Below are 22,928 nucleotides of genomic sequence, written 5' to 3'. Positions count from 1 at the left end.
TCATTGAAGCCTTATGACCACCTCTTGACTCGGCAGCGGTCTGGACATGTCCAGATCCTTGGTCGCTATCCTTGTCACTCGACTGTGTTCAGATTGCGATTGTTCTTCTAACAGCAAATTTCGCCATTCTATGTCTAGCCTGTCACGCTCTTGCAATAAAAAATCCCATTGCGAGATCAATTTTCGACTCATGTGGCTGGTATGCACCACGATCACAGCATTGAATATCACTATGATTGATAGCAAGAGCACCCATTTGTGCTGCCAAATATCCTGTAAAATCAGGCGGGATAATTTTAATGGCGACTGACTCACGACCCACTCCTGCGTTAATAATCCAGCCGTTCTGCAACCCTTAACACTGAGCTACGCGCTCTGGGGTTTTGTTCAACTTCAATCTCCGAAGGCTTCATTGCTTTGCCTAAGGTTTTGAGTTTTTTTGATTTATTAATTTCAGCTTCGGTTATAGGCAAGCCATGAGGCACACTTTCGCCTTGGCTGTGGCGGCGCATAAAACGCTTCACCATGCGATCTTCTAACGAATGAAAACTGATGATCGACATACGCCCATGGGGAGCAAGTACATTCACAGCACCCTCTAAGGCCTGATCAATTTGCTCGAGTTCGCTATTGATGTATATCCTGATAGCCTGAAACACTCGTGTTGCAGGGTGCTTGTTACGCTCTTTATTCTTGGTGATACGCGCAATTAAATCCGCCAAGTCCTTGGTGCGCAAAAACGGCGTTTTCTCTCGATCTGCAGCAATACAGCGGGCAATATGACGAGAATTTTTCTCTTCGCCGTAAGTTTTAAATACCCATGCCATGTCTTCAATTTCGGCGCGCGCTATCCACTGGGCAGCTGTTTGCCCTTGGCTATTGTCCATACGCATATCTAAAGGACCATCACGCAAGAAACTAAACCCGCGTTCGGCATCATCTAGCTGGGGTGATGACACCCCTAAATCCAGTAATACACCATCAATTTTTCCCACCAAACCCAGCTCAGCGACATAATCGGCTAGCTGACCAAAACCGCCATGGACAATTTGAAACCTGGGATCGTCGGCAAACTGCTTAGCCGCTTCTATGGCTTGAGGGTCTCTATCAATCGCAATTAAGCGACCATTGGGGCCTAAATGACTCAAGACATGGCGCGAATGCCCACCACGGCCAAAGGTGCCATCGATATAGATGCCATCTGGCTGGATATTTAAGCCATCTACCGTCTCTTTGAGTAATACGGATAAGTGGGCAAACTCTTGACTCATTTGTTTCTTCTTATTTAGTTATTGTGCTTATAGTGAAAAATCAGCCAATCTGTCTTGGCTACTAAGATCTTGGCTTTGGATCAATGTTTGACTGTCATCCATTTGCTGCTGCCAAGCGGCTTCATCCCATAATTCAAATTTATTCAATAAACCGACCAACATGGCCTTTTTATCCAACCCTGCATACTGCCTCAGCGTGGGTGGCACCAACACACGACCGTGACTATCAAGTTCGCACTCATGGGCGTGACCTAAAAGCCTGCGCTTAAAAGAGCGCTCTACAGGATTAGTGTCAGAAAGGGTTAACAACTTCGCTTCAATCAGCTCCCATTCTTGCAGAGGGTAGATTAAAAGGCATTGAGACTGGATATCTATGGTAATAACGATAACGCCTGTGCCATGGACATGCAGCTGGTCCCGGTATCGCATTGGAATCGCGATCCGCCCCTTGGCATCCATATTGATAGCACTAGCACCTCGAAACACGATATTTCATCCTTGTTTTTGCTCAAATGAAGCGAAAAGATCCACAAAAAACCACATTTCTCCACGAATGCTAAGTTTAGGGATAGTAGACAAGTATTGTCAAGCTATGTCTGGATATTATAAATCCAGTATCCAAGCGGGTTAGAAGCAAGTTATTGTGTCAATAAATGGGGGGTAAAAAGTGGCTGGAACGGAGGTAAATCAAAGAAACCATAGACATATATGGTTAAAGTTTTATCAAACCTAGGCAAAAGACTCAGGTTTTCTCGTCAGAAAACTGACTTAATCGTGCAAATTTATCGTTTTTTACCCCGACTTCGTGATAAAAAAGATCGCTAAATATAATCGACACACATCTAAATCGACGAGTGCCTTAGTTTATGTCCGTATCTCACCAAATTCGCCGAGCCCATAAATGGCTGACCTTATTTTCCGCCATTCAATTACTGCTCTGGCTCAGTTCAGGGGTTTATATGGTGGTGATGGATATCGACTTTATTCATGGCGATAGCTTAGTGGTACAGAAAAATGAACCCATAAACACTGAAACGCTCACCCTAACACTGGATGAGGTGCTGGCCCGCTACCCTGAGGCCAGTCAACTAAGCCTCTTTGCCGTCCATGGTGTGACCTATTATCGGCTCACTGTCGAGGGGAAAACCTTGCTACTCAACGCCATCACAGGCCAAGTGCCCACTCTATTAACCCAGACTCAAGCCATGGCCTCCGCCCAATCCTATTACTTAGGTGAGGTTCTCCCCACCAGCGCCACACTTTATCTGGATGAGCCGCCCGCTGAAATCAGCCCAAGGCTATTACCTTTGTGGCAGGTCAACTTCAGCCCGCTTAATACCAGCCTCTATCTCAATGCCAGCACGGGTGCCTTAGTCAGCAAGCGCCATGATTACTGGCGCTTATTCGATATCATGTGGATGTTACACATCATGGATTATGACACCCGTAATGATATCCACAACCCACTGCTTAGCATAATGGCTTTGCTTGCCTTACTCACAGCGCTTGCTGGTATAGCCCTAACCTACATCAGCTTTAGAGCAGCCCCTATTAGCGCAGATAACTTGGATGACAAGTTAGTCAGTGCTAACAATAAGGAGGGTAAATAATGATCCTGAGTTGGCAAGTACTGCACAGGTGGCTGGCGCTAATCATAGGTTTACAGCTGTTGCTGTGGATAGTTTCAGGACTCGCACTGAACCTAATTCCAAGCAGCGTATTCAATACCGAGCTTCATAGAAAGCCTATCGAGACTAGCGCCATAAGCTTAGTCAACCCCGGACAAACAAAGCTGGCGTCCTTGTCGACATTAGCCGCTAAACTCATGGATAAGCACTTAGTCAGCATTGAATTAACGCTCCTCTTCGATGAACCCATGTATCAAGTACAGCTTATAGATAAGGGGCAACTTGATGGCCCACACTTAGCCTATTATTGGGCCAAGGATCTTAACCCCGTTAGCTTGAGCTTAGACAATTTGAGCCTGCTTGCGCGCAATAGCTATCAAGCTAATGCTGAGAACGCCACTTCTCCAGCCAGTTTCGCCAAGCCCCTATTACTGCCAACTGAGGAAAGTGGTTTTCAAACTCAAGCCCCAGTATATTTAGTGGCCGTGAATGATGAGGCGCAAACGCGTATTTATCTTAATGGTGCATCTGGTGAGGTACTCGCCCACAAGAACAGCCGTAGCACAATCAAGCAGTGGTTATTCATGCTGCACTTTATGGATTATGCTCCCGAAAACGGCCTGACCTTTAATCACCTGTGGATCCAAATCATTGCCTTGTTTAGTTTATTACTTGGCGTCAGTGGCACGGCCTTAGTCATAAAGCGTCTGTATCAAGGCCATTACAGCCTAAAATCACCTTTCAGTCGTTGGTTTGGTCTTAGCAGGCAAGCAGCAAGTGCCCAAGTCATTCGTGTGTTCGATAAGCAAAACACACCTCTGAGCCGTTTGTCATTAGAGTCAGGCGCATTGCTAACAAGCTTAAACCACCCCAAGGAACGCATAAAGACTCAGTGCGGTGGGGGGGGCAGTTGCGGCTTATGTATGGTGCGCTTCATGGATACGGCACCAAAGCCACAAGAGGCTGATATTGCTAAGATTAGTCGTAGGAAGTTGGAGCAGGGTTATCGTCTCAGCTGCCAACATGATGCAGCAGATTGCCAAACACTGGCACCACAGCAGACAGAAATTAACATTGCGCTTACGACTCGTGGACAGTTAAACACATGGTGTGACTAAAAAAACCGCAATAATGGCCGATATAGAGGTATACTAGCCACATAGTCATTCAGGAGGTTTCATGGGCTTAGACAGCATTTATGCCATGCTTGCCAGACCCGTTCAGGCGCTTTACAACCGCAAGCGTAATGTGAACAAGGTGAGTCTCACTGATGACATACACCCAGACAGCCACGAGTCGCCTCAATCTCAACTCCCCCCCAGCACGGCTAAAAATCAAGAGGCAAGGATCAAACCGAATCTGGTCAAGGCTAAAGAAAAAACCGCATCAAGCATAAATCCAGACAAGGAAATGGCATCAGACATGGCTGTCGACGATGGCGCAATAGCTAACAGCAAAGAAGCAGAGGCTGATATCGTGCTACCTAATGGTGAGCACATTAAACACATAGACATAGAGGTTTAAGGCTTATCTAGTCAAGACGGCTAGCTCTGCGACTGCGCCCCTAAAGATTAGGTCATGACTTGCTTAACGGCATTTTTCCAACCCAGATAACGACTATCTCGCTCCAGTTCTGTCATATTGGCATTAAATGTCTTATCTATAGTGGTGATATTGTGCAGCTCTTCAATAGAGGCCCATACCCCAACTGCTAACCCGGCAAGAAACGCCGCCCCCATAGCAGTGGTCTCAATGTTTTTCGGTCTTATCACTGCAACATCGGTAATATCAGCTTGAAACTGCATCAAGAAATCATTTTCGACCGCGCCGCCATCTACCCGAATGTGTTTAATATCACCCCCTGAGTCCTTCACCATGGCATCGAGCACATCACGGCTCTGGTAGGCGATAGCTTCTAACGCGGCGCGCACTATGTGTTTACGATTAGCACCACGAGTCAGGCCCACCAAAGCGCCTCTTGCGTCAGCATCCCAATAAGGGGCGCCGAGTCCCACAAACGCAGGCACTAAATAGACCCCATTAGTGTCTGCTACTTGTGTTGCTAATGCTTGGCTGTCTCTGGCATGTTCAATCATGGCCATTTCATCCCTAAGCCACTGAATAACCGCGCCGCCCATAAATACCGCCCCTTCCAAGGCGTAATTTACCTGCGTTTGCGGCCCGATGGCGACGGTAGTCAGTAGCCCATGTTGAGAGGTTACCGCCTGTTCGCCGGTATTCATCAACAGGAAACAGCCAGTACCGTAGGTGTTTTTCACCATGCCTTGTTCGACACATAGTTGACCAAACAGCGCCGCTTGTTGATCCCCTGCCATACCCGCGATAGCAATCTGGCCACCGACGATGTCAGTATGGCCATATACGGCGCAGGAAGGCTTAACTTGCGGCAACAAAGAAGGAGGAATATCGAAGGCTTGCAGTAATTCTGGATCCCAGCTTTGACTATGAATATTAAACAGCATGGTACGGGAGGCGTTGGTGGGCTCGGTGACATGCACAGCCCCATGGGTCAGTTTCCAGACCAGCCAAGTGTCAATGGTACCAAATAGCAGTTCACCCGCCTCAGCTTGGGTACGGGCTCCTGGCACAGTATCCAAAATCCATTTAATTTTACTGGCCGAAAAATAGGGATCTAACACTAAGCCAGTCTTCTGACTTATCATGGTTTCAAGGCCTTGAGCTTTGAGTTGTTGGCAAATACCCTGACTGCGACGACATTGCCACACGATTGCGTTATAAATAGGTTTACCGCTGCGCTTATTCCAAATCACTGTGGTTTCACGCTGATTTGTGATACCTATTGCAGCAACATCTTGGCTTTCAATGCCGGCTCGGGCCAACACTTCGATTAAAGATGAACTTTGAGAAGACCAGATTTCCATGGGGTCATGTTCGACCCATCCTGCTTGAGGATAACGCTGAGTAAACTCACGTTGAGCGGTAGCGACAATATTGGCTTTATGATCAAACACTATCGCCCTTGAGCTGGTAGTACCTTGATCTAAGGCGACAATAAACTTAGTTGGTGTGCTTTTTTCAGCCATGATTGCAACGTCATTCCCTGTGTAAACACCCACTTAGCTTGATTAATATATGGAGACAAGGGCTCAAGCTAAGGAGTGAACTCTACGATATTGCCGCTTAATTTACCTGAGCATTAGTGGCATCGCAAACATGAGCTGGGTAATACCATACGCTAGCAATTTTATTCTGCTTAAAACGGTACACCCCAAGGCTGCATTGCATGAACCATTTACCTTCATTTTGCCATTTGACTTGTTCAACCGTGCTGATGAAATCCCCTGAGTTAACTAAGTTCACGATTTTGGCATGGGCACTGCTGTAACCGCTGAAGTAATTTTGCATCGCTTCGCCTAATTCTTCCTTATCTGAGGTCTCTAGCGCCATCGCACCTTCAGATATAGAAAACCATTTCACATCATCCGTGGTGTGACTCTGCATCGATTGCACATTCTTTTGATTAAAGCCTTCAACAAACTGCTTCACCGCTGAAACCTGCGCTTCATTGGCATGACTTATTTGGCTAAATAACATCGCAGCCAATAACACCCACATTTTATTCATTTATGCTTACCTTAGGATTAAAATTTGAGCGAATTCTAGCATGTAATTAATTCTACACCAGCAGAAGGTTGTTAAGGCAGTAAACCAAAAAGCCCTGTATAAACAGGGCTTTTAATTACAATCGATTATTCGAAGTCAATAACTTAAAACGTATAGCTCAACTGGCTACCTACTAGCCACACATCGCCACTGGCTTCACCATTAAAGCCAATTTCTGCCAGGCCCAATAAGTTCTGGCTCTCGCTGATTGGCGCATCACCGATAGAACGAATATAAGTCACAGCAAAATCAATCATTAGATTTTTTGAGACTTGATAAGCCGCACCAGTACTTAACCATAGGCGGTCTGAATCGGGAATGGTGGTGGTTCTATGGGCGTCATCCACAGCGGTTTTATCCAAGGCTACACCCGCACGAACTAACAAAGCATTGCTCGCTTGATAGCTTGAACCTAAGGCAAAGCGCCAGTTATCTTTGAAGTTTTCTTCTTTAACCAGATCTGTCTCAAGGTTGCCCACAGGCTTCACATCACCTGGGAAATGTGCCACTAAACGCTCAAATACACTCCACTGAGTCCAGTTCACACTGGTATGAATGGCAAGCTTCTCTGTCAGCTCATGGTAAGAGGCAAGTTCTGCAAAAGCGGGCAGTTCAAGGGGTAAATAACCTTCTATAGCCACATCTTGGCCACCAGTATAGCTTAACCCTGCCGCAGAACCTGCAAGCTCAAGCTCCACTCCGCTGTGATAAGCCAAGCCGAGTCTGTGACTTGGGTTAATCTGCCAGCTTGAACCTAACGTCCAGCCATAACCTATGTCATCACCTTGCATAGACTTAAGCTGAGTACCTGCTGACGGCAGACGTGCTGCAATGCTAGCAGGGACATTGGGATGACTGCCTATAGCGCTAATCCAAGCAGGGGTGCTTGCTGATATTTCACCTTCGCCATACACCAAGCGCGCGCCTGCACCTAAAGTGAACGCATCATTTACGCGGTAAGCAAGATTGGGATTGAATTCGACTGTTTTCACCGAAGTGTGACTACCAAAGATGGCGGCCGCGTGATCCGCGGGCACTTCTGTGGCTAATCCATAGTTGGAATTCACCCCAAGGCCCAGAGTCCAATCTTCATTTAGTGGATTAGCGTAGTAAAAATTAGGAACTAACGCACTGGCGGCAACGTCTTTTCCATCGGCAGGGATCACCACTTCAGCCGAACCAAATAAGGGTGAGCGTAGGGAGACATCACCATCTACGTCAACATTCGTCATCACGTAAATACCACCCAAGGAGACTTGCTGGCCTTCAAGGTAACTTAACATGGCAGGGTTACGCGCTTGAGTTGAGGCATTGTCAGCCATAGCGGCTTCGCCAGCAAAGGCTCGGCCTTGACCTGTGGCAGAGTATTCAGCCAGCTGGAAACCTGCGGCATTCACTGGCGCAGTTGAACCTACGACTAAGGCACTGATGGCCAAGGTTAACACGGTTTTTTTCATTATGATTCTCTGTGTCTATACAAATACTAGATTGCGATTACGGCCAGATATAGAGTAAAAACTCAACTCCGTGACAGCAGTGTACTGCCACAACATAAGTTTGCAACCTCTGGCCAAAAAACAGCGTATAAAACTATTATTTGTATCTTTACAGCATTTATCACTACAACGATTGAGTGATGAGATCTTCACCAATAAATTTGAGCGTACACAGAAATAGATCACAGACGTGAATAAATTTAAAATTAAAAAATAACATTGAATTTCAATAGCTTAAAGAAACATTGAAGGAGAAGAAATAGCATAACTGTTCGCTTAAACTAAACAGCATAATTCACTTCAAGCTAATATTGGAGGATTGAATACAGAAACAAATGTTTATTATCAATGTCTTAATGAGTTTTTAAAGATAGTAATTCACAGTGATAAATATCACTGATTAAAAATAAGACGAAATAACAACAACTTTTTACGACCAAATATACAAGTGTACGCTCAATAGTCTTAAGCCAGCCATTTTTAAGCTTTTGATGAAGATGAACGCTGATATTCGGACAACCACAGATAGACTTGGTTACATCGGCGGGTTAACTCACCGGCGTTAATGTGATTACGACTCACGAACTCAGACACGAATTCCCAATTCCCTTGCATATAGGCGATGGCCAAGGCTAAACATTCAGCCAGCTCACCCTGTTGATGCAATAAGGCATTATTGATTTCTGGCGCTAATGGCAGCGAGTGCAACACCTTTTCCATGGGTTTATCTAGAATGGCATCCAAGGTTGAGAATAGTCCGGTTAAAAACGCGGCATCCGCCAGTTTATTCAACTTCATCACCTTGGCGATAACTTCACACAATCTAGCCCTTAACATAGTATTTTGGATCAAGATTTGGGGTTTATCGGGATTAAGCTGCGCCATCACAATAAGACAGACAAATTTGCGTAATTGATTTTCTCCTAGAAAAATCATCGCTTGCTTTAAAGAGATAATATCTTTCACATGGGAAAAATAACTCGAATTTACAAAACGTAATAGCTTATAGCTCAAATCCATATCTTGAGTAAAATAAGCTTCCAATTTTCGATAACTAAAACTAGGCTTCATCACTTCCGTGTAAATCGACATTAAAAACGGCTGAGACAGCTCGACTTCATTGCCTTTAACAATTTCAGGTTTATAAAAGAAATAACCTTGAAAATAATCGAAACCTAGGGCTTTAGCGTGTAAAAAGTCCGCTTGTGTCTCCACTTTCTCTGCAAGCAAGCGGGTCTTTTTCTGTTTCAACTTTGGCAATATATGCGCAATAGTGTCCAAAGGAGTGGCAACAATATCAATTTTTATTAGTTTAAAAAGGGGTAAGAATCTATCCCAAGCTGGGCTGTAAATAAAATCATCCAAGGCAAGATGGTAACCTGAATCAAATAATTGCTTTAAAATCGCAAAATTATCATCGTTTGGTTCCACAGTTTCTAGCACTTCAATCACTAAATTCTTATATGGCAAGATATGAACTAAATGCTCTTTCAATAGGCTAGTAGGGAAATTAATTAAGGCAGGCTTGCCATCTGTCATATCCTCAATATCCATGCTCAAAAAGCTATTGACCAATAATTTAGCCGTAGCCACCTTGTCAGGCACATCCACAGGGAAACAGTTCTTATAACTGTCTCTAAATAATAATTCATAAGCAACAACCCGCTGCCTTCGGTTCAAAATAGGTTGTCTTGCCGTGTAAAAATGCATTTAGTCCCTCAAGCCTTGGCTATTTTTTAATCTTGACATTAATCCTCTCACTCACTAAATCAGTATGAGCGATACAATTAATTTTGCCATGAAGCAAGGCTCCCTATTTGAGTTAAATAAAAATAACCTCTTATGTTTACAAACTACTACAGCAAGAAAATGATTGTTTTTCACTCAACTTTAGCCGATTTCTGCCGATAGCCTAGGGAAGACAAAGAATAACAAGGATGATGTATGTCAGGTCTAGATAGTCTCTATGCCATGTTGGCAAGACCCGTGACGGCGAACGTAAAACTGAAACGTAAGGTGGTGCAACCCCATCAGGGCAAAGACATAGCCGAAGATAGCCATGAGTCGCCTCAATCACAATTGCCTCCTCGCATCACGCGGCCCAAATCTGAGCGGCGTAAAGCGAGTAACAATCGCTACATCAGAGCCTATGACAGGCGGCAAAAGAAAGCCCATTTAGCCTCCGATCCCGCCCCTAATATTGATATTAATGTTTAACGGCAATACACCATGACTATATTTGGTCCGAGTCTAGTTTCAGGCTAACCAAGCCGGAATATTAGCCTCATAGGCAGAAATAGCCTGCCCATGGGTTAAGGTTTCCCCTACGGCGTCCAACCCATTTAGCAATTTATGCCGCGCAGATTCGACTAAGCTAAAAGGAAATTCAGCACCGCTGGGCGATATGACTCGAAGCAATTGAAGATCGACACTCACCTGCGCGCCCAACTCCCCTTGCACTTCATCCATTAACTGCTGCACCTGAGCTTGAGTCAAGACAACGGGCAACAAGCCATTGTTAATGGCATTACCATAAAATATATCGGCAAAACTTGGGGCGATCACCACTCTTAAACCAAAATCAGCCAACGCCCAAGGGGCATGTTCACGGCTCGAGCCACAGCCAAAGTTCTCTTGAGCCAATAAGATGGAAGCGCCTTTATAACGCGATTGATTCAAGACAAATTCTGGGTTCGGTTTTTCGCCGGCATCATCTAAATAACGCCAGTCATGAAATAGGTGCACTCCGAAACCATCTCGAGTGACCTTTGACAGGAACTGCTTAGGGATTATCTGATCGGTATCGATATTAGCGCTGTCGATGGCCACGGCTAAACCGCTATGGGCTGTAAATGCTTGCATGTATTACCCCTATATTTAGTAAGGTTTACGAATATCGACAAAGTGGCCCGCAATCGCGGCAGCGGCAGCCATGGCGGGGCTCACTAAATGAGTACGGCTTCCACGACCTTGGCGACCTTCAAAATTACGATTACTGGTGGAGGCGCAGCGATCGCCAGCCTCTAACCTGTCATCATTCATGGCCAAACACATGGAACAACCGGGTAAGCGCCATTCGAAACCTGCATCGATAAAGATTTTATCTAAACCTTCTGATTCGGCCTGCAACTTCACTTGACCCGAACCCGGCACCACGATAGCCACCACGCCTTCAGCCACCTTACGGCCCTTGGCGTGAATCGCCGCCGAACGTAAATCTTCGATACGTGAGTTGGTGCATGAACCGATGAATACTTTGTTGATGCTGATGTCAGTCATCTTAGTGCCAGGCGTTAAGCCAATGTACTCCAATGCTTTCACCATGCTGCTGCGTTCTGTGCTATTGATTTCGTTAGCAGGATTGGGAACTTCACCATCGATGGCGACCACTTGCCCAGGGTTAGTTCCCCAGGTTAACTGCGGCGCAATATCTTGAGCCTCTAACACCACTTCAGCATCAAATTTTGCTTCTGCATCCGTGTAAAGTTGTGACCAAGTGGCAATGGCGTGCTGCCAGTTGTCATCTTTGGGAGCAAACTCACGGCCTTTTAAATAGTCAAAAGTCGTTTGATCTGGCGCCACCATCCCCGCTTTCGCACCCATTTCAATAGCCATATTGCACAAGGTCATCCGTCCTTCCATGGACAAAGCACTGATGGCTTCACCACAAAACTCCACCACAAAGCCTGTGCCACCATCCATGCCTAGCTTTCCTATGATGGCAAGCACGATATCTTTGGCCGTAACGCCCTCAGTCACCTTGCCGCGCACTTCCACCTTCATGGTTTTTGCTTGTAACTGCCTTAAAGTTTGCGTCGCCAGTACATGCTCAACTTCTGAAGTCCCTATGCCAAACGCCAAGGCACCAAAAGCACCATGGGTTGCCGTATGCGAGTCGCCGCAGACAATGACACTGCCCGGCAAGGTTATTCCAAGTTCAGGCCCCATGACGTGTACTATGCCTTGATTAGGGTGATGAATGTCGTACAGCTTCACCCCAAAGTCTTTACAGTTTTGCGCTAAGGTATCAACTTGAATGCGCGCCATAGGGCTTAGGGCATCTAGGCTCGCGCTCTTGGTTGAGGTGTTATGATCCATGGTAGCAAAGGTTTTTTGCGGCGCACGTAATGGCCGGCCCGCAGCTCTTAAGCCACTAAATGCTTGGGGTGAGGTCACTTCGTGCACCAGATGACGGTCCACATAAATAATCGGCGCTTCACCAGCTGGACTAGCCACTAAGTGTGCATCCCAAACTTTCTCATACAAGGTTTTTGCCCTTGCTGTTACGACTGTTTTTATGCCTTCTTTTACAATAGCTTGACCCATTACACACCTTCCCGTATTGCTGCGGCAATATAGTCGCCCATCTGAGTTGTCGACTTTGCTTGGCTGCGCTCATCCGCGCTCAATAACTCAGCGGTTAAATAACCTGCCTCTAAGGCTTTGGCTACACCGCGCTCGATGGCGCTGGCCGCTTCCTCTTGTTTTAAACTGTGACGCAACATCAACGCTGCCGATAAAATTTGTGCAACAGGGTTAGCAACTCCTTGGCCTGCTATATCTGGGGCACTGCCACCCGCTGGTTCATACAAGCCAAAGCCTGTGCCATTCATGCTCGCCGATGACAACAAGCCCATAGAGCCAGTTAGCATGGCAATTTCATCGGATAAAATATCGCCAAATAAGTTTGAACACAGCATGACATCAAACTCATTGGGGCGGCGCAGTAGCTGCATAGTGGCATTATCGATATAGATGTGTTCCAAGGTGACATCAGGATAATTCACTGCCACTTCTTCAACCACTTGACGCCATAATACTGAGCAAGCCAGCACGTTAGCTTTATCTACCGAAGTGACTTTTTGCTTGCGGCCACGGGCCGCCTCGAAGGCAATCTGGGCAATACGGCGGATTTCTTTCCGGCTATAGCGCATGGTATCGAAGGCTTCTTCTGACTCACCTTCTCCTTGGCGACCTTTAGGTTTGCCAAAGTAAATTCCGCCGGTGAGTTCTCGCACGCACAAGACATCGAATCCCCGAGCTGAGATATCACTCCTTAGGGGCGACATATGCTCCAGGCCTTGATGCAACTTAGCCGGACGTAAATTACAAAACAGTTCAAAATGGGCCCGTAGTGGCAGTAAAGCACCGCGCTCTGGTTGGCTATCTGGGGCTAAATGCTCCCATTTAGGCCCGCCGACACTACCAAAAAGAATCGCATCTGCCGCCTCACAGCCCTTAATAGTGTGTTCAGGCAAGGGGCTGCCATGATTATCTATGGCGATACCGCCCACATCATATTCGCTGTATTCGATGCTTAAGCCAAAACGTTGCTCAACTTCCTTGAGCACTTTGCGGGCCTCTGTCATCACCTCTGGGCCAATACCGTCCCCTGCTAACACTGCTATTTGATAACTCATACCCCGGCGTGCTCCCTGTTAAATTGAATTTGTGATTTGATGTCCGCAACTTTGTCGGCGCGGCAAATAAGATTCATGACGTGCACTAACGCTTGGGCCGATGCCTCGACCACATCGGTTGCCAAGCCCACACCGTGGAAAGTGCGTCCTTGATACTTGGCGGTAATATCCACTTGCCCCAACGCATCTTGCCCTTGACCTTTTGCGCTTAATTTATAACTACTGATCTCAACCTCGCGGCCACTGGCGCGAGCTATGGCCTTGTAAGCCGCGTCTACTGGACCGTTACCTATGGCAGCCTCAGTCAAGTCTTCACCCTCGACTTTGATGCGTACTGTGGCCGTGGCCACCCCTTCGCTGGAATCTGAATGCACCGACAGATGCTGCAAACGGTAGTGATCATCCTCCGCCACCTGAGTTGCCATAAAGACGATAGCCTCTAGATCATAATCAAATACTTGACCTTTCTTGTCGGCAAGTTTCAAGAACTGCTCATACAAGCTATCGATGTCAAAATCATCAGTGTGATAACCCATTTCTTCCATGCGATGCTTGATCACGTGCCTTCCGGAGCGAGACGTCATATTAAGATTATTTCTGTGTAGCCCTATGCTTTCTGGCGTCATGATTTCATAGGTGTTCTTGGCTTTTAACATGCCATCTTGATGAATACCTGAGGAGTGAGAAAAGGCATTGCTACCAACAATCGCCTTATTGGCCTGAACCGGCATATTGCACAGCTGACTGACAAGATTTGAGGTGCGGTGGATTTCCTTGGCAACGATACCCGTCTCAAGCCCTAATTTGTCTTTGCGAGTGGCTAATATCATCGCGATTTCTTCCAAGGAACAGTTGCCGGCTCGCTCACCTATGCCATTGACAGTACATTCCACTTGGCGCGCGCCTTTCTCGATAGCGCCGATAGAATTGGCCACCGACAGACCCAAATCATCGTGGCAATGCACTGAGATAATCGCCTGATCAATATTAGGCACTCGATTAAACAAGGTTTCGATAATGGTGCTAAATTCACTGGGAATGGTATAGCCGACGGTATCAGGGATATTAATGGTGCGAGCACCCGCTGTGATGGCGGCTTCAACCATGCGGCACAAATTATCAATTGGGGTGCGGCCAGCATCTTCACAGGAGAATTCAACATCATCAGTAAAGCGCCGTGCGTATTTAACGGCGTTTACGGCCATGGCCAGCACATCATCAAAACTGCGTTTTAATTTACTCTCAACATGAATGGTCGAGGTAGAAATAAAAGTATGGATGCGAAACTGTTCGGCCACAGCGAGTGCTTGCGCCGCGGCATCTATGTCAGCAGGCAAGGCCCGAGCTAAGGCACAAACGCGACTATTTTTAATGGTTTTTGCTATGGTTTGCACTGAATTGAAATCACCAGGGGATGACACAGGAAAGCCCACTTCCATCACATCGACGCCTAAGCGCTCCAAAGCTAGAGCAATTTGCAGTTTTTCTTTCACCGACAAACTCGCCGCTAAGGCCTGCTCACCATCTCTTAATGTGGTATCAAAAATAATCACTCTGTTAGGCATAGTGTCTCCAAAATAGTCAATTCATTCGCTGGGTCACTGGGCCTAAAAACAAAAAACCCGCGACGATTAGCGCGGGTTTAGTGTTAATTTTGCTGTTTTACTTGCAACACCACACACTCCGCACAAAAATGTCAGAGAGGAGAAGGAGTCCGAGTTGCAAGTAAGTGTGTTTCATTATTTTTTGGCTCAAAGTTAACCGTTAAATCAAACGGCAAACCCAAATAAAGTTTGCCTGCTGAGCCCTATTGATAGCGTGTGGCTATAAAAGTGTCAACCCATTTTTCACTCCATGAAAAACATTCACTTTGAACACGGCCATAAATTGCGTTCTTTTTTGCCGCAGATTCTCCTGAATAGATTAGCCTGCACAGAGAGTCAAACCTAGGTATACTGACACGTTTTTTACGCCTTTATGATGAGCAAAATGTCGATGAAGTTAACTGCGAATTTATCTTTTCTGTGCCTAGTTACCCTGCTGTTTACTATGGTGCCATTCGAGTTAGCTGCCCAGCATGTGGCCAGCCAAAGCGCTCACATTCGCGTCGATAATATTAATGCTTCAATTGAGGAACATTTAGACAGGATCAACCTGCTAAATCATCAATACTCAGATAAGGCTAAGTCGCAGTTAAGCCAAATAGAGCAAGCCGCCGCTCAACACCTGTTAACCGATGCTGAAACACTGCGTTTAACGCTACTGCAATGTTACAATTTATTCGAATATGGCGAGCATGATGCTACCTTACTTAAAGCTAAAGCGGGCCTGACTCAGGCAAGAGCATACAAATTGGACGCCATAAGCCCCTACTTTGTGCTCTGTGAAGCCGATGCCTTAAATTATCATGGTGAAATAGACAAAGCCCTTGCCTTAATAGATAGCGCCATTGAATTAGCCCGCAAATATCAACAGCCTCAAGCTCTTGTTAATGGTCTCTATCTAAGAGCCATCATAGACCTGCAAATTGAAAATCCAAATTCGTCCATGGAAGACTTGCGCCTCGCCTTAGAAATCTACCCTCAAGCTATGGCCCAATCGCCTGGCTGGCAATTAGTGCCTAAGGCCTATCTACTTACGGCCATGGGCAGCTTATTTTATTCTATAGGAGATATTTCGCAGGCGATTTTTTATACAGACAAAGCCAGAGAGGATGAAAATGCTGTGGGGAAAATGGAGTATTTAATATTAACTAACTCAGCAAGTTTAAGCTTGCGCAATAATGATGAACCATTAGCAGATAAATATATTAACCAGACAAAAAAGCTCATTGCAGAGATTCCTCATCCTATAGACCAAGCCATTAGTCATGACTCTTTAGCACTCATTGATTTTACCAGAAATCGGCTCGACAGCGCCGAGGCTCAAATCAAAGCCAGCATCGACATCTACATCGAATATCAGCAAGCTATACGATTAGCGCGTTCAAAACGTCTTTTAGCACAAATTTACTTTAAACAGGGCCGAGATAAAGAAGCTTTGGAAATAATCGAGCAAAGCATAGCGCTAACAAAAAACTCAGCCCGAAACTTAGACCTACAAGATATTTATACTGTACTGGTTAATTACTATGCCAATAAAAAGAACTTTGAGAAAGCTTACGAGTACCAAGTGCTTCGTTTCGCACTTGAAAAAAAAATTAGTGCTAAAATCAATCAGGCCCGCTTCTTACAATTTAAAGCCAGAGCCAATGAACAGGCTCAACCTACAAACCACAACTCCAGCGTGACGCCAAGCCAACATTATTTAACCTTAGGCCAAACCTATGGCTTAGTGGCCCTTGGCTTAATTTTTCTGCTTGTTAGCATCTTATTTTTCATCAAAAAAGAGCCCAAGCTACCGCCCTTAAGCCGACCATTTGATGAACAAGAACACGAGGTCAATGGCATCTTAAAGAGCGCTAAACGAGCGGGATATCCATTAAGCATCTTACTGCTCAACATCAGTAAAATCCGCCAGGTTGATTTAGCCGACTTGCAAACCTTGCTTGTAAACACGCTGCGAGAGCAGGATACCCTCAAGCGCCATTCCCTAGATGAAATCATTATTTTCCTGCCATATACCTCATTGGAGGGGGCAAGACGAGTTGCAACACAGGTAAATATGAGCGTGCACAGCTGGCAAGCTGACAGTAAGGTGGAGATGGGGGCTGCCAGTTTGCAGCAATTAGACAGTTTCGAGCAACTGCTTAAAAAAGCCCAATTAGATCAACTGAGTAATCTAAAGCGGCAGCAATAACGCTTAGTTAACTATTAACCATTAGCAAGATATTGGCTTATTTCATCTAAAAACTCACCCCCAAAACGGCTCAGTTTGCGCTCGCCTACCCCATTAACCGCCAACATTTCACCTGGGCTTGTGGGCAGCATGGCTGACATCTCTGCCAAGCTGGCATCGTTAAATACCAAGTAAGGCGGGATATCGTTTTTCTCGGCGATTTCACGGCGTAATAATTTAAGCCGCGCAAATAGCTGCCTATCATACTGTTGCGGTGCGCGGCTATTACTGGCTTTACGTTTACTGCTGACTAGCTGAATACGCGGCTCGGCAAGCTTCAAGGTCTGTTCGCCTCTCAGTACTGGCCTTGCTGCATCATTCAAGGTTATCGAGGAGCCACGGGTCACATCCTGACTGGCAAGGCCTAAATGAATCAACTGGCGAGTGACACTGAGCCAATGTTCCGGACTCTTGTCCTTGCCTATGCCCCAGGTGGATAACTTGTCATGGCCCCTATCCAGCACATTGGCCGCTTTTGAGCCCCTAAGTACCTCAATCAAATGATTGATGCCAAAACGCTGACCTAAGCGGAATACACACGATAAGACTTTCTTAGCATCTTCACTGCCATCGTAACGCTTAGGTGGGTTAATGCAGATATCGCAGTTACCACAAGGTTTTGATGCGCTTTCATCAAAATAGTGTAATAACACTTGGCGGCGGCAAGTTTGTGCCTCGGCGAAAGCCGCCATGGTATGCAGTTTATGAAACTCCACCTGCTGCTGCGGACCGGGTTCTGACTGCTCAATTAAATGCCTAACCCGGCCGATGTCGGCAGGGTCAAACAACATATAGGCCTCTGCATCCAAGCCATCACGACCGGCACGACCGGTTTCTTGATAATAGGCTTCCACGCTTTTGGGAATATCGTAATGCACCACAAAACGCACATTGGATTTATTGATGCCCATGCCAAATGCCACTGTGGCAACCACGATATCGAGCTGATCTTTAAGAAACTTATCTTGCACGTCGCCGCGCTCTTCTTGGCTGCGACCGGCATGATATGCCTCGGCCTTTAATCCTTGTAACCGCAGTCTTTCAGCAACCTCATCCACTCGCCTGCGACTACTGCAATAAATAATGCCGCTATTGCCCGACTGAGACGCGATAAACTGCTTCAGCTGGCTTGCTGCATTGAGCTTTTCTGCCACTGTGTAGCGAATGTTGGGTCTATCGAAACTGGATAATAAACAAAAAGGCTCGATATTCAGCCGTTCACAGATGCTCTTACGAGTCGCTTGATCTGCGGTGGCGGTTAGCGCCATTAAGGGCACATGGGGAAATAACTGTTTTAAGCGGCCAAGTTCGGCGTATTCAGGCCTGAAATCATGGCCCCACTGACTGATACAGTGCGCTTCATCGACGGCAAAGAGACTGACATGCAAATGTTGCAGCCGCTCGATAAAATCCTCGCGCAATAAGCGCTCAGGGGAGACGTACAATAATTTAATTTCACCGCTGTGCAGTTGCCTTAACACATTCATGCTCACCTCTCGAGGCTGAGATGAATTTAAATAAGCGGCGGGTACTCCGGTTTGAATTAGGCTGTCGACCTGATCTTTCATTAATGAAATCAGAGGGGAAACCACTATGGTCAAGCCTTGGAATAATAAAGCCGGCAACTGATAACAGATGCTCTTGCCACCCCCAGTGGGCATGATGACTAAGGTGTCTTCTCCCGCTAAAGTCCGCTCCATGACTTCCCGCTGGCCTTCGCGAAACGAGCGGTAACCGAATACTTGCTGCAGACGTGCACTCAACTCATCTTCCGATGACGTTAATCTTGGGTCCAAGTCTGGGCTTAAATTATTCATTTCACTTCTGCACTCGCTGTTGGGATCGACATTCTAAAACAGCTGGCGCCCTATGTCTTGGCGTAAAGGGGAAAAGCTAACAATTTACCTGTTTGCAACCTAAGCCAACTCAGGCTAGATTAATTACTCTAGCCTTACTTATCCACAGTGATGAATGAGTTAACAATGAATAACAATAAGTACAAGGACAGCTATGAGCAATAACATTAAAACCTTAGCACTCGCTCAAGTAGCCGAGGTGTTTGATAAACACGTGCCTTTCCATAACTTGCTGGGGCTCGATATCAAGCGTTACGATGAAAATGGCGTCGAAGTGGTGGTCACCATGAAGCCCGAGTTAATCGGCAACATTCACCAGCAAATTCTCCATGGCGGTGTGACTGCTACTGTATTAGATATTGTTGGCGGTCTCACCGCGTTTGCAGGCTTAGTGTCCAGCCATGATGATTGGACTCTAGAAGCACTGCAAGAAAGGCTCACCACTTTGGGTACTATCGATTTACGCATAGATTATTTAAGGCCTGGACGCGGTGAGGTGTTTACTGGCACCGGCAGCGTTATTCGCTCAGGTAATCGGGTGTCTGTGTGCCGCATGGAGCTTCATAATGAACAAGGTACTCACATCGCCTTCGGCACAGGCACCTACATGGTGGGCTAAGTGCTGTGCTGATAAAAATGCTTAGATTATCGTTTTGTTTACGCTTTCAGCTTAGTTTAAGCGTAAATGAATCATGACTTCGCCTTGAGTCTCGCAAGGCTGACGCCTACAATCGCCTCTTCATTCTCAAGGTCATCATTCAATGTCTGAACTCGAATACCGTAAAGGCGTCATTCTTGCTATCTGCGCCTACTGCTTGTGGGGCGTTGCTCCGTTATATTTTAAACTTATTCAGCAGGTTTCCCCCCTCGAAATTTTAATGCACAGGGTGTTGTGGTCTTTTGTACTCATGGTGGTACTGATGCAGTTTGTTGGAGGCTTTAGCCGCCTCAGGCAAGTCTTTAAGCAGCCAAAACAACTGCTTGTATTACTTATCACCTCCCTGCTGATAGCCGGCAACTGGTTGATTTTCATCTGGGCGATTAATAACGACCATATGCTAGATGCAAGTCTTGGCTACTTCATCAACCCGTTATTCAACGTCTTGCTGGCGATGTTATTTCTCGGTGAGCGCTTACGAAAACTGCAATGGGCGGCGGTGGCATTAGCCAGTTTAGGGGTAATTATTCAGCTGATTTCTTTTGGTTCTATCCCGCTGGTGTCTTTAGTATTAGCCGCCTCTTTTGGTTTTTACGGCTTACTGCGCAAGAAAGTTAACGTGGATGCCAAAACCGGCTTACTGGTGGAAACCGCCATCCTAGCTCCTGTCGCCTTAGGGTATTTATTACTCACCTTAGACAGTTCCAGCGCCAGCATGCTCACCAATGATTGGACATTGAATCTTACCTTAGTAGCGGCGGGGGTTGTGACCACTGTGCCCTTATTGTGTTTTGCGGGCGCTGCTGTACGTATTCCGTTTTCAATCTTAGGCTTTTTCCAATATATCGGCCCAAGCATCATGTTTATCTTGGCGATAAAACTGTTTAATGAGCCTTTCGATATAGAAAAAGCCATCACCTTCGGCTTTATTTGGGTGGCATTAATGATCTTTGTCAGCGATTTATTACTGCAGCGACGCCGCAATAAAAAAGCCAAAAACGCGTAAAACTCTCGGGGTTAATTCAAAAAACAAACATAAAAATGCCGACATAGGTCGGCATTTTTTTATGAGTAGTTTCATCTGTATTCTATCAATAAAGAGTCACAGCTACAGATCCAGCGCCAGAATTTTTGAGCGTCTGTGATAGTTATATAACTGCTTTTTCTTATTAGGCAAGGCATCAACCTCGACAATATTAAAGCCATGCTCTAAGAACCAATGAATGCTGCGGGTGGTTAACGCAAACAGACGACCATAACCCCGCACTCTTGCCTGGCCTATGATGTTATTAAGCAGCACACTGCCTCTGTCCGCATCACGGTAATCGGGATGCACCACCAAACAGGCAAATTCGCCGGCATTGTCTTCCTCAAATGGATACAGTGCCGCGCAGCCTATCACTAAATTATCCCGCTCGATCAGCATAAACTGCTCGATTTCCATTTCCAACTGCTCACGAGAACGGCGCACTAAGATACCTTGCTCCTCCAATGGACGAATGAGGTTTAAAATACCGCCTATATCGCTAATACTGGCACGGCGAAGGCGCTCGGCGCTTTCTGTAACAATTTGGGTGCCGATACCTTCACGGGAAAAGAGCTCTTGCAGTAGCGCACCATCATCGAGATAACTCACCAGATGGCAGCGAGGCACACCTCGGCGACACGCATCGACACTGGCTTTAAGGAACGCCATAGTGCCAATGGAGGCGCTGGTATCTTGAGACATGGTTTTCAACATCTCTTCCACTTGATTTGGCATCAGCTCGGCAATGACTTCGCCTTGTTCGCCCACTATGCCATTTGTGTCGCTAAAGCCGATGATTTTATCGGCCTTGAGTTTAATGGCGACCTGGGTTGCCACTTCTTCGGCGGTGAGATTAAAACTCTCGCCTGTAACTGACGCGGCAATTGGGCCCATAAGCACTATGCCGTTATTATCCAATTGGCGTCTAAGGCCTAAGGCATCGATGCGGCGCACCTTACCGCTATGGCAAAAGTCTACGCCATCTTCCACCCCTAAAGGCTGAGCAATCACAAAATTACCACTGACTAAGTTAATCTGCGCATTTTGCATCGGGGTATTACCTAAGCTCATGGATAAACGAGCCGTAATATCAAATTGCAATGCACCCGCCACTTGCTTAATGATTTTTAAGGTATCTTCATCTGTGATGCGCACACCATTGTGGTAAGCCGGTTCAATACCCGCGGCCTTAAGCCCCTCATCGATCTGCGGCCGTGCACCGTAAACCAACACCACTTCAATGCCGAGGGAATGCAGCAAGGCGACATCATTTAGAATACCGCGAAATTGAGGGTGGGCAAGGGCTTCGCCACCTAGCATGACGACAAATGTCTTGCCCCTATGTCCGTTCACATAGGGGGCGGAGTGACGAAATCCATCTACTAGTTCAGTGGTTCTCACAGGTTCATTCACCTCAAATTAAGTTGTAGAGTCTATATCACGCGGTTAATAAGCTAGTGATATGACTGATTAAATGCTCACACTCTATATTTCCAAAGCATGTGACATCAATAAAAACGCAATCCTATTGCATTTTAATGCAGTTTTAAATCATTTTATCGCAGATGTGGTTATATATCTTTCTCGACAAGTGTAGTGCATTTTATTACAGACATAAAAAAAGCCCCTCGAGAGGGGCTTTTTAAGAATCAAAAATCAATTACTTGATTTTAGCTTCTTTATACATAACGTGCTGACGAATAACTGGATCAAATTTCTTGATTTCCATTTTCTCAGGCATGTTACGCTTGTTCTTTTCAGTAGTGTAGAAGTGACCAGTTTTAGCACTAGATACTAATTTGATCTTCTCACGATTACCTTTAGATTTAGCCATTTTCTATTATACCTTCTCGCCACGGGCACGAAGTTCTTTAACAACTACTTCGATACCTTTCTTGTCGATAATACGAATACCTTTAGTAGATACACGTAATTGCACGAAGCGCTTTTCTTCTTCTAACCAAAAACGGTGGTTTTGTAGGTTAGGTAAAAAACGACGACGAGTCGAATTTTTTGCGTGCGAACGGTTGTTACCAACCATTGGCTTCTTGCCAGTTACTTGGCATATTCTTGACATGTCAATCTTCTCC

General features: G+C 45.9%; 22 protein-coding genes. 7 read left to right on the top strand and 15 right to left on the bottom strand.

Translation table 11 applies throughout. From position 1 onward, the window contains the following. The 3 genes from ftsL to mraZ are packed head-to-tail and all read right to left on the bottom strand — an operon-like array spanning position 1 to position 1,757. Complete coding sequence (gene ftsL, locus SDEN_RS01835) at positions 1 to 315, bottom strand: cell division protein FtsL (RefSeq protein WP_011494810.1); 315 nt, start codon at positions 313 to 315, stop codon at positions 1 to 3. A 14-nt stretch (positions 316 to 329) separates the two neighbouring features. Further along, positions 330 to 1,271, bottom strand: a complete 942-nt coding sequence (rsmH, locus tag SDEN_RS01830) for a 16S rRNA (cytosine(1402)-N(4))-methyltransferase RsmH (RefSeq protein WP_011494809.1) — start codon at positions 1,269 to 1,271, stop codon at positions 330 to 332. A 27-nt stretch (positions 1,272 to 1,298) separates the two neighbouring features. Beyond that, the gene (gene mraZ / locus SDEN_RS01825) at positions 1,299 to 1,757 is read right to left on the bottom strand and encodes a division/cell wall cluster transcriptional repressor MraZ (protein ID WP_011494808.1); all 459 of its coding nucleotides are present in this window, start codon (positions 1,755 to 1,757) and stop codon (positions 1,299 to 1,301) included. A gap of 380 nt (positions 1,758 to 2,137) precedes the next feature. Between mraZ and SDEN_RS01820 the strand changes: the two genes are divergently transcribed. From SDEN_RS01820 to SDEN_RS01810, 3 genes are all read left to right on the top strand, one after another. Further along, on the top strand, positions 2,138 to 2,881 hold the full coding sequence (locus SDEN_RS01820; protein ID WP_011494807.1) for a hypothetical protein: 744 nt from the start codon (positions 2,138 to 2,140) through the stop codon (positions 2,879 to 2,881). Beyond that, on the top strand, positions 2,881 to 4,017 hold the full coding sequence (locus SDEN_RS01815; protein ID WP_011494806.1) for a PepSY domain-containing protein: 1,137 nt from the start codon (positions 2,881 to 2,883) through the stop codon (positions 4,015 to 4,017). The genes SDEN_RS01820 and SDEN_RS01815 overlap by 1 nt, the downstream gene beginning before the upstream one ends. A gap of 61 nt (positions 4,018 to 4,078) precedes the next feature. Further along, the gene (locus tag SDEN_RS01810) at positions 4,079 to 4,423 is read left to right on the top strand and encodes a hypothetical protein (RefSeq protein ID WP_011494805.1); all 345 of its coding nucleotides are present in this window, start codon (positions 4,079 to 4,081) and stop codon (positions 4,421 to 4,423) included. A gap of 47 nt (positions 4,424 to 4,470) precedes the next feature. Here SDEN_RS01810 and glpK read toward each other — a convergent pair whose 3' ends face one another. The 4 genes from glpK to SDEN_RS01790 all read right to left on the bottom strand — a co-directional run bounded on the left by glpK (position 4,471) and on the right by SDEN_RS01790 (position 9,750). Further along, positions 4,471 to 5,964: a glycerol kinase GlpK gene (glpK, locus tag SDEN_RS01805; protein ID WP_011494804.1), complete on the bottom strand. Its 1,494-nt coding sequence runs from the start codon at positions 5,962 to 5,964 to the stop codon at positions 4,471 to 4,473. A 97-nt stretch (positions 5,965 to 6,061) separates the two neighbouring features. Beyond that, entirely contained in the window at positions 6,062 to 6,505 is a 444-nt protein-coding gene (locus SDEN_RS01800; RefSeq protein WP_011494803.1) for a nuclear transport factor 2 family protein, read from the bottom strand. 143 nt (positions 6,506 to 6,648) lie between these two features. Beyond that, entirely contained in the window at positions 6,649 to 8,001 is a 1,353-nt protein-coding gene (locus SDEN_RS01795; RefSeq protein ID WP_011494802.1) for an outer membrane protein transport protein, read from the bottom strand. A gap of 519 nt (positions 8,002 to 8,520) precedes the next feature. Beyond that, positions 8,521 to 9,750, bottom strand: a complete 1,230-nt coding sequence (locus tag SDEN_RS01790; protein ID WP_011494801.1) for an EAL and HDOD domain-containing protein — start codon at positions 9,748 to 9,750, stop codon at positions 8,521 to 8,523. A 234-nt stretch (positions 9,751 to 9,984) separates the two neighbouring features. Between SDEN_RS01790 and SDEN_RS01785 the strand changes: the two genes are divergently transcribed. After that, positions 9,985 to 10,257: a hypothetical protein gene (locus SDEN_RS01785; protein WP_011494800.1), complete on the top strand. Its 273-nt coding sequence runs from the start codon at positions 9,985 to 9,987 to the stop codon at positions 10,255 to 10,257. Positions 10,258 to 10,296: 39 nt separating this feature from the next. Here SDEN_RS01785 and leuD read toward each other — a convergent pair whose 3' ends face one another. The 4 genes from leuD to leuA are packed head-to-tail and all read right to left on the bottom strand — an operon-like array spanning position 10,297 to position 15,025. Continuing rightward, complete coding sequence (gene leuD / locus SDEN_RS01780; protein WP_011494799.1) at positions 10,297 to 10,902, bottom strand: 3-isopropylmalate dehydratase small subunit; 606 nt, start codon at positions 10,900 to 10,902, stop codon at positions 10,297 to 10,299. Between the two features lie 15 nt (positions 10,903 to 10,917). Then, complete coding sequence (gene leuC, locus SDEN_RS01775) at positions 10,918 to 12,366, bottom strand: 3-isopropylmalate dehydratase large subunit (protein WP_011494798.1); 1,449 nt, start codon at positions 12,364 to 12,366, stop codon at positions 10,918 to 10,920. Beyond that, positions 12,366 to 13,460 (bottom strand): 3-isopropylmalate dehydrogenase, encoded by a 1,095-nt coding sequence (leuB, locus tag SDEN_RS01770; protein WP_011494797.1) that lies wholly within the window; start codon positions 13,458 to 13,460, stop codon positions 12,366 to 12,368. Before leuB ends, leuC begins: the two co-directional genes overlap by 1 nt. Continuing rightward, a complete protein-coding gene (gene leuA, locus SDEN_RS01765; RefSeq protein WP_011494796.1) occupies positions 13,457 to 15,025 on the bottom strand; it encodes a 2-isopropylmalate synthase in 1,569 nt (522 codons plus the stop codon). Before leuA ends, leuB begins: the two co-directional genes overlap by 4 nt. Positions 15,026 to 15,449: 424 nt before the next feature. Here leuA and SDEN_RS01760 point away from each other — a divergent pair, with 424 nt between their 5' ends. Continuing rightward, positions 15,450 to 17,258: a tetratricopeptide repeat-containing diguanylate cyclase gene (locus SDEN_RS01760; RefSeq protein ID WP_157599813.1), complete on the top strand. Its 1,809-nt coding sequence runs from the start codon at positions 15,450 to 15,452 to the stop codon at positions 17,256 to 17,258. A 14-nt stretch (positions 17,259 to 17,272) separates the two neighbouring features. Here the strand turns inward: SDEN_RS01760 and recQ are convergent, their stop codons facing one another. After that, the gene (gene recQ, locus SDEN_RS01755) at positions 17,273 to 19,114 is read right to left on the bottom strand and encodes a DNA helicase RecQ (protein WP_011494794.1); all 1,842 of its coding nucleotides are present in this window, start codon (positions 19,112 to 19,114) and stop codon (positions 17,273 to 17,275) included. A gap of 193 nt (positions 19,115 to 19,307) precedes the next feature. Here recQ and SDEN_RS01750 point away from each other — a divergent pair, with 193 nt between their 5' ends. Together SDEN_RS01750 and rarD are read left to right on the top strand one after the other, a co-directional pair. Then, positions 19,308 to 19,772 (top strand): thioesterase family protein, encoded by a 465-nt coding sequence (locus tag SDEN_RS01750; protein WP_011494793.1) that lies wholly within the window; start codon positions 19,308 to 19,310, stop codon positions 19,770 to 19,772. 142 nt (positions 19,773 to 19,914) lie between these two features. After that, complete coding sequence (gene rarD / locus SDEN_RS01745; protein WP_011494792.1) at positions 19,915 to 20,817, top strand: EamA family transporter RarD; 903 nt, start codon at positions 19,915 to 19,917, stop codon at positions 20,815 to 20,817. Between the two features lie 102 nt (positions 20,818 to 20,919). On the opposite strand, the gene argA is transcribed toward rarD, so the two are convergent. From argA to rpmB, 3 genes are all read right to left on the bottom strand, one after another. Further along, the gene (gene argA, locus SDEN_RS01740) at positions 20,920 to 22,239 is read right to left on the bottom strand and encodes an amino-acid N-acetyltransferase (protein ID WP_011494791.1); all 1,320 of its coding nucleotides are present in this window, start codon (positions 22,237 to 22,239) and stop codon (positions 20,920 to 20,922) included. A gap of 259 nt (positions 22,240 to 22,498) precedes the next feature. Continuing rightward, positions 22,499 to 22,672 carry a 50S ribosomal protein L33 gene (gene rpmG, locus SDEN_RS01735; RefSeq protein WP_011494790.1) on the bottom strand — a complete coding sequence of 58 codons (174 nt, stop codon included), beginning with the start codon at positions 22,670 to 22,672 and terminating at the stop codon, positions 22,499 to 22,501. Positions 22,673 to 22,678: 6 nt separating this feature from the next. Next, the gene (gene rpmB / locus SDEN_RS01730; protein WP_041405635.1) at positions 22,679 to 22,915 is read right to left on the bottom strand and encodes a 50S ribosomal protein L28; all 237 of its coding nucleotides are present in this window, start codon (positions 22,913 to 22,915) and stop codon (positions 22,679 to 22,681) included. Between the last annotated feature and the right edge of the window lie 13 nt (positions 22,916 to 22,928).

The organism is Shewanella denitrificans OS217 (assembly GCF_000013765.1).
GTDB lineage: Bacteria > Pseudomonadota > Gammaproteobacteria > Enterobacterales > Shewanellaceae > Shewanella > Shewanella denitrificans.
The sequence above is the reverse complement of the archived record's forward strand: the minus strand, read 5'-3'. Positions and strand labels throughout refer to the sequence as shown.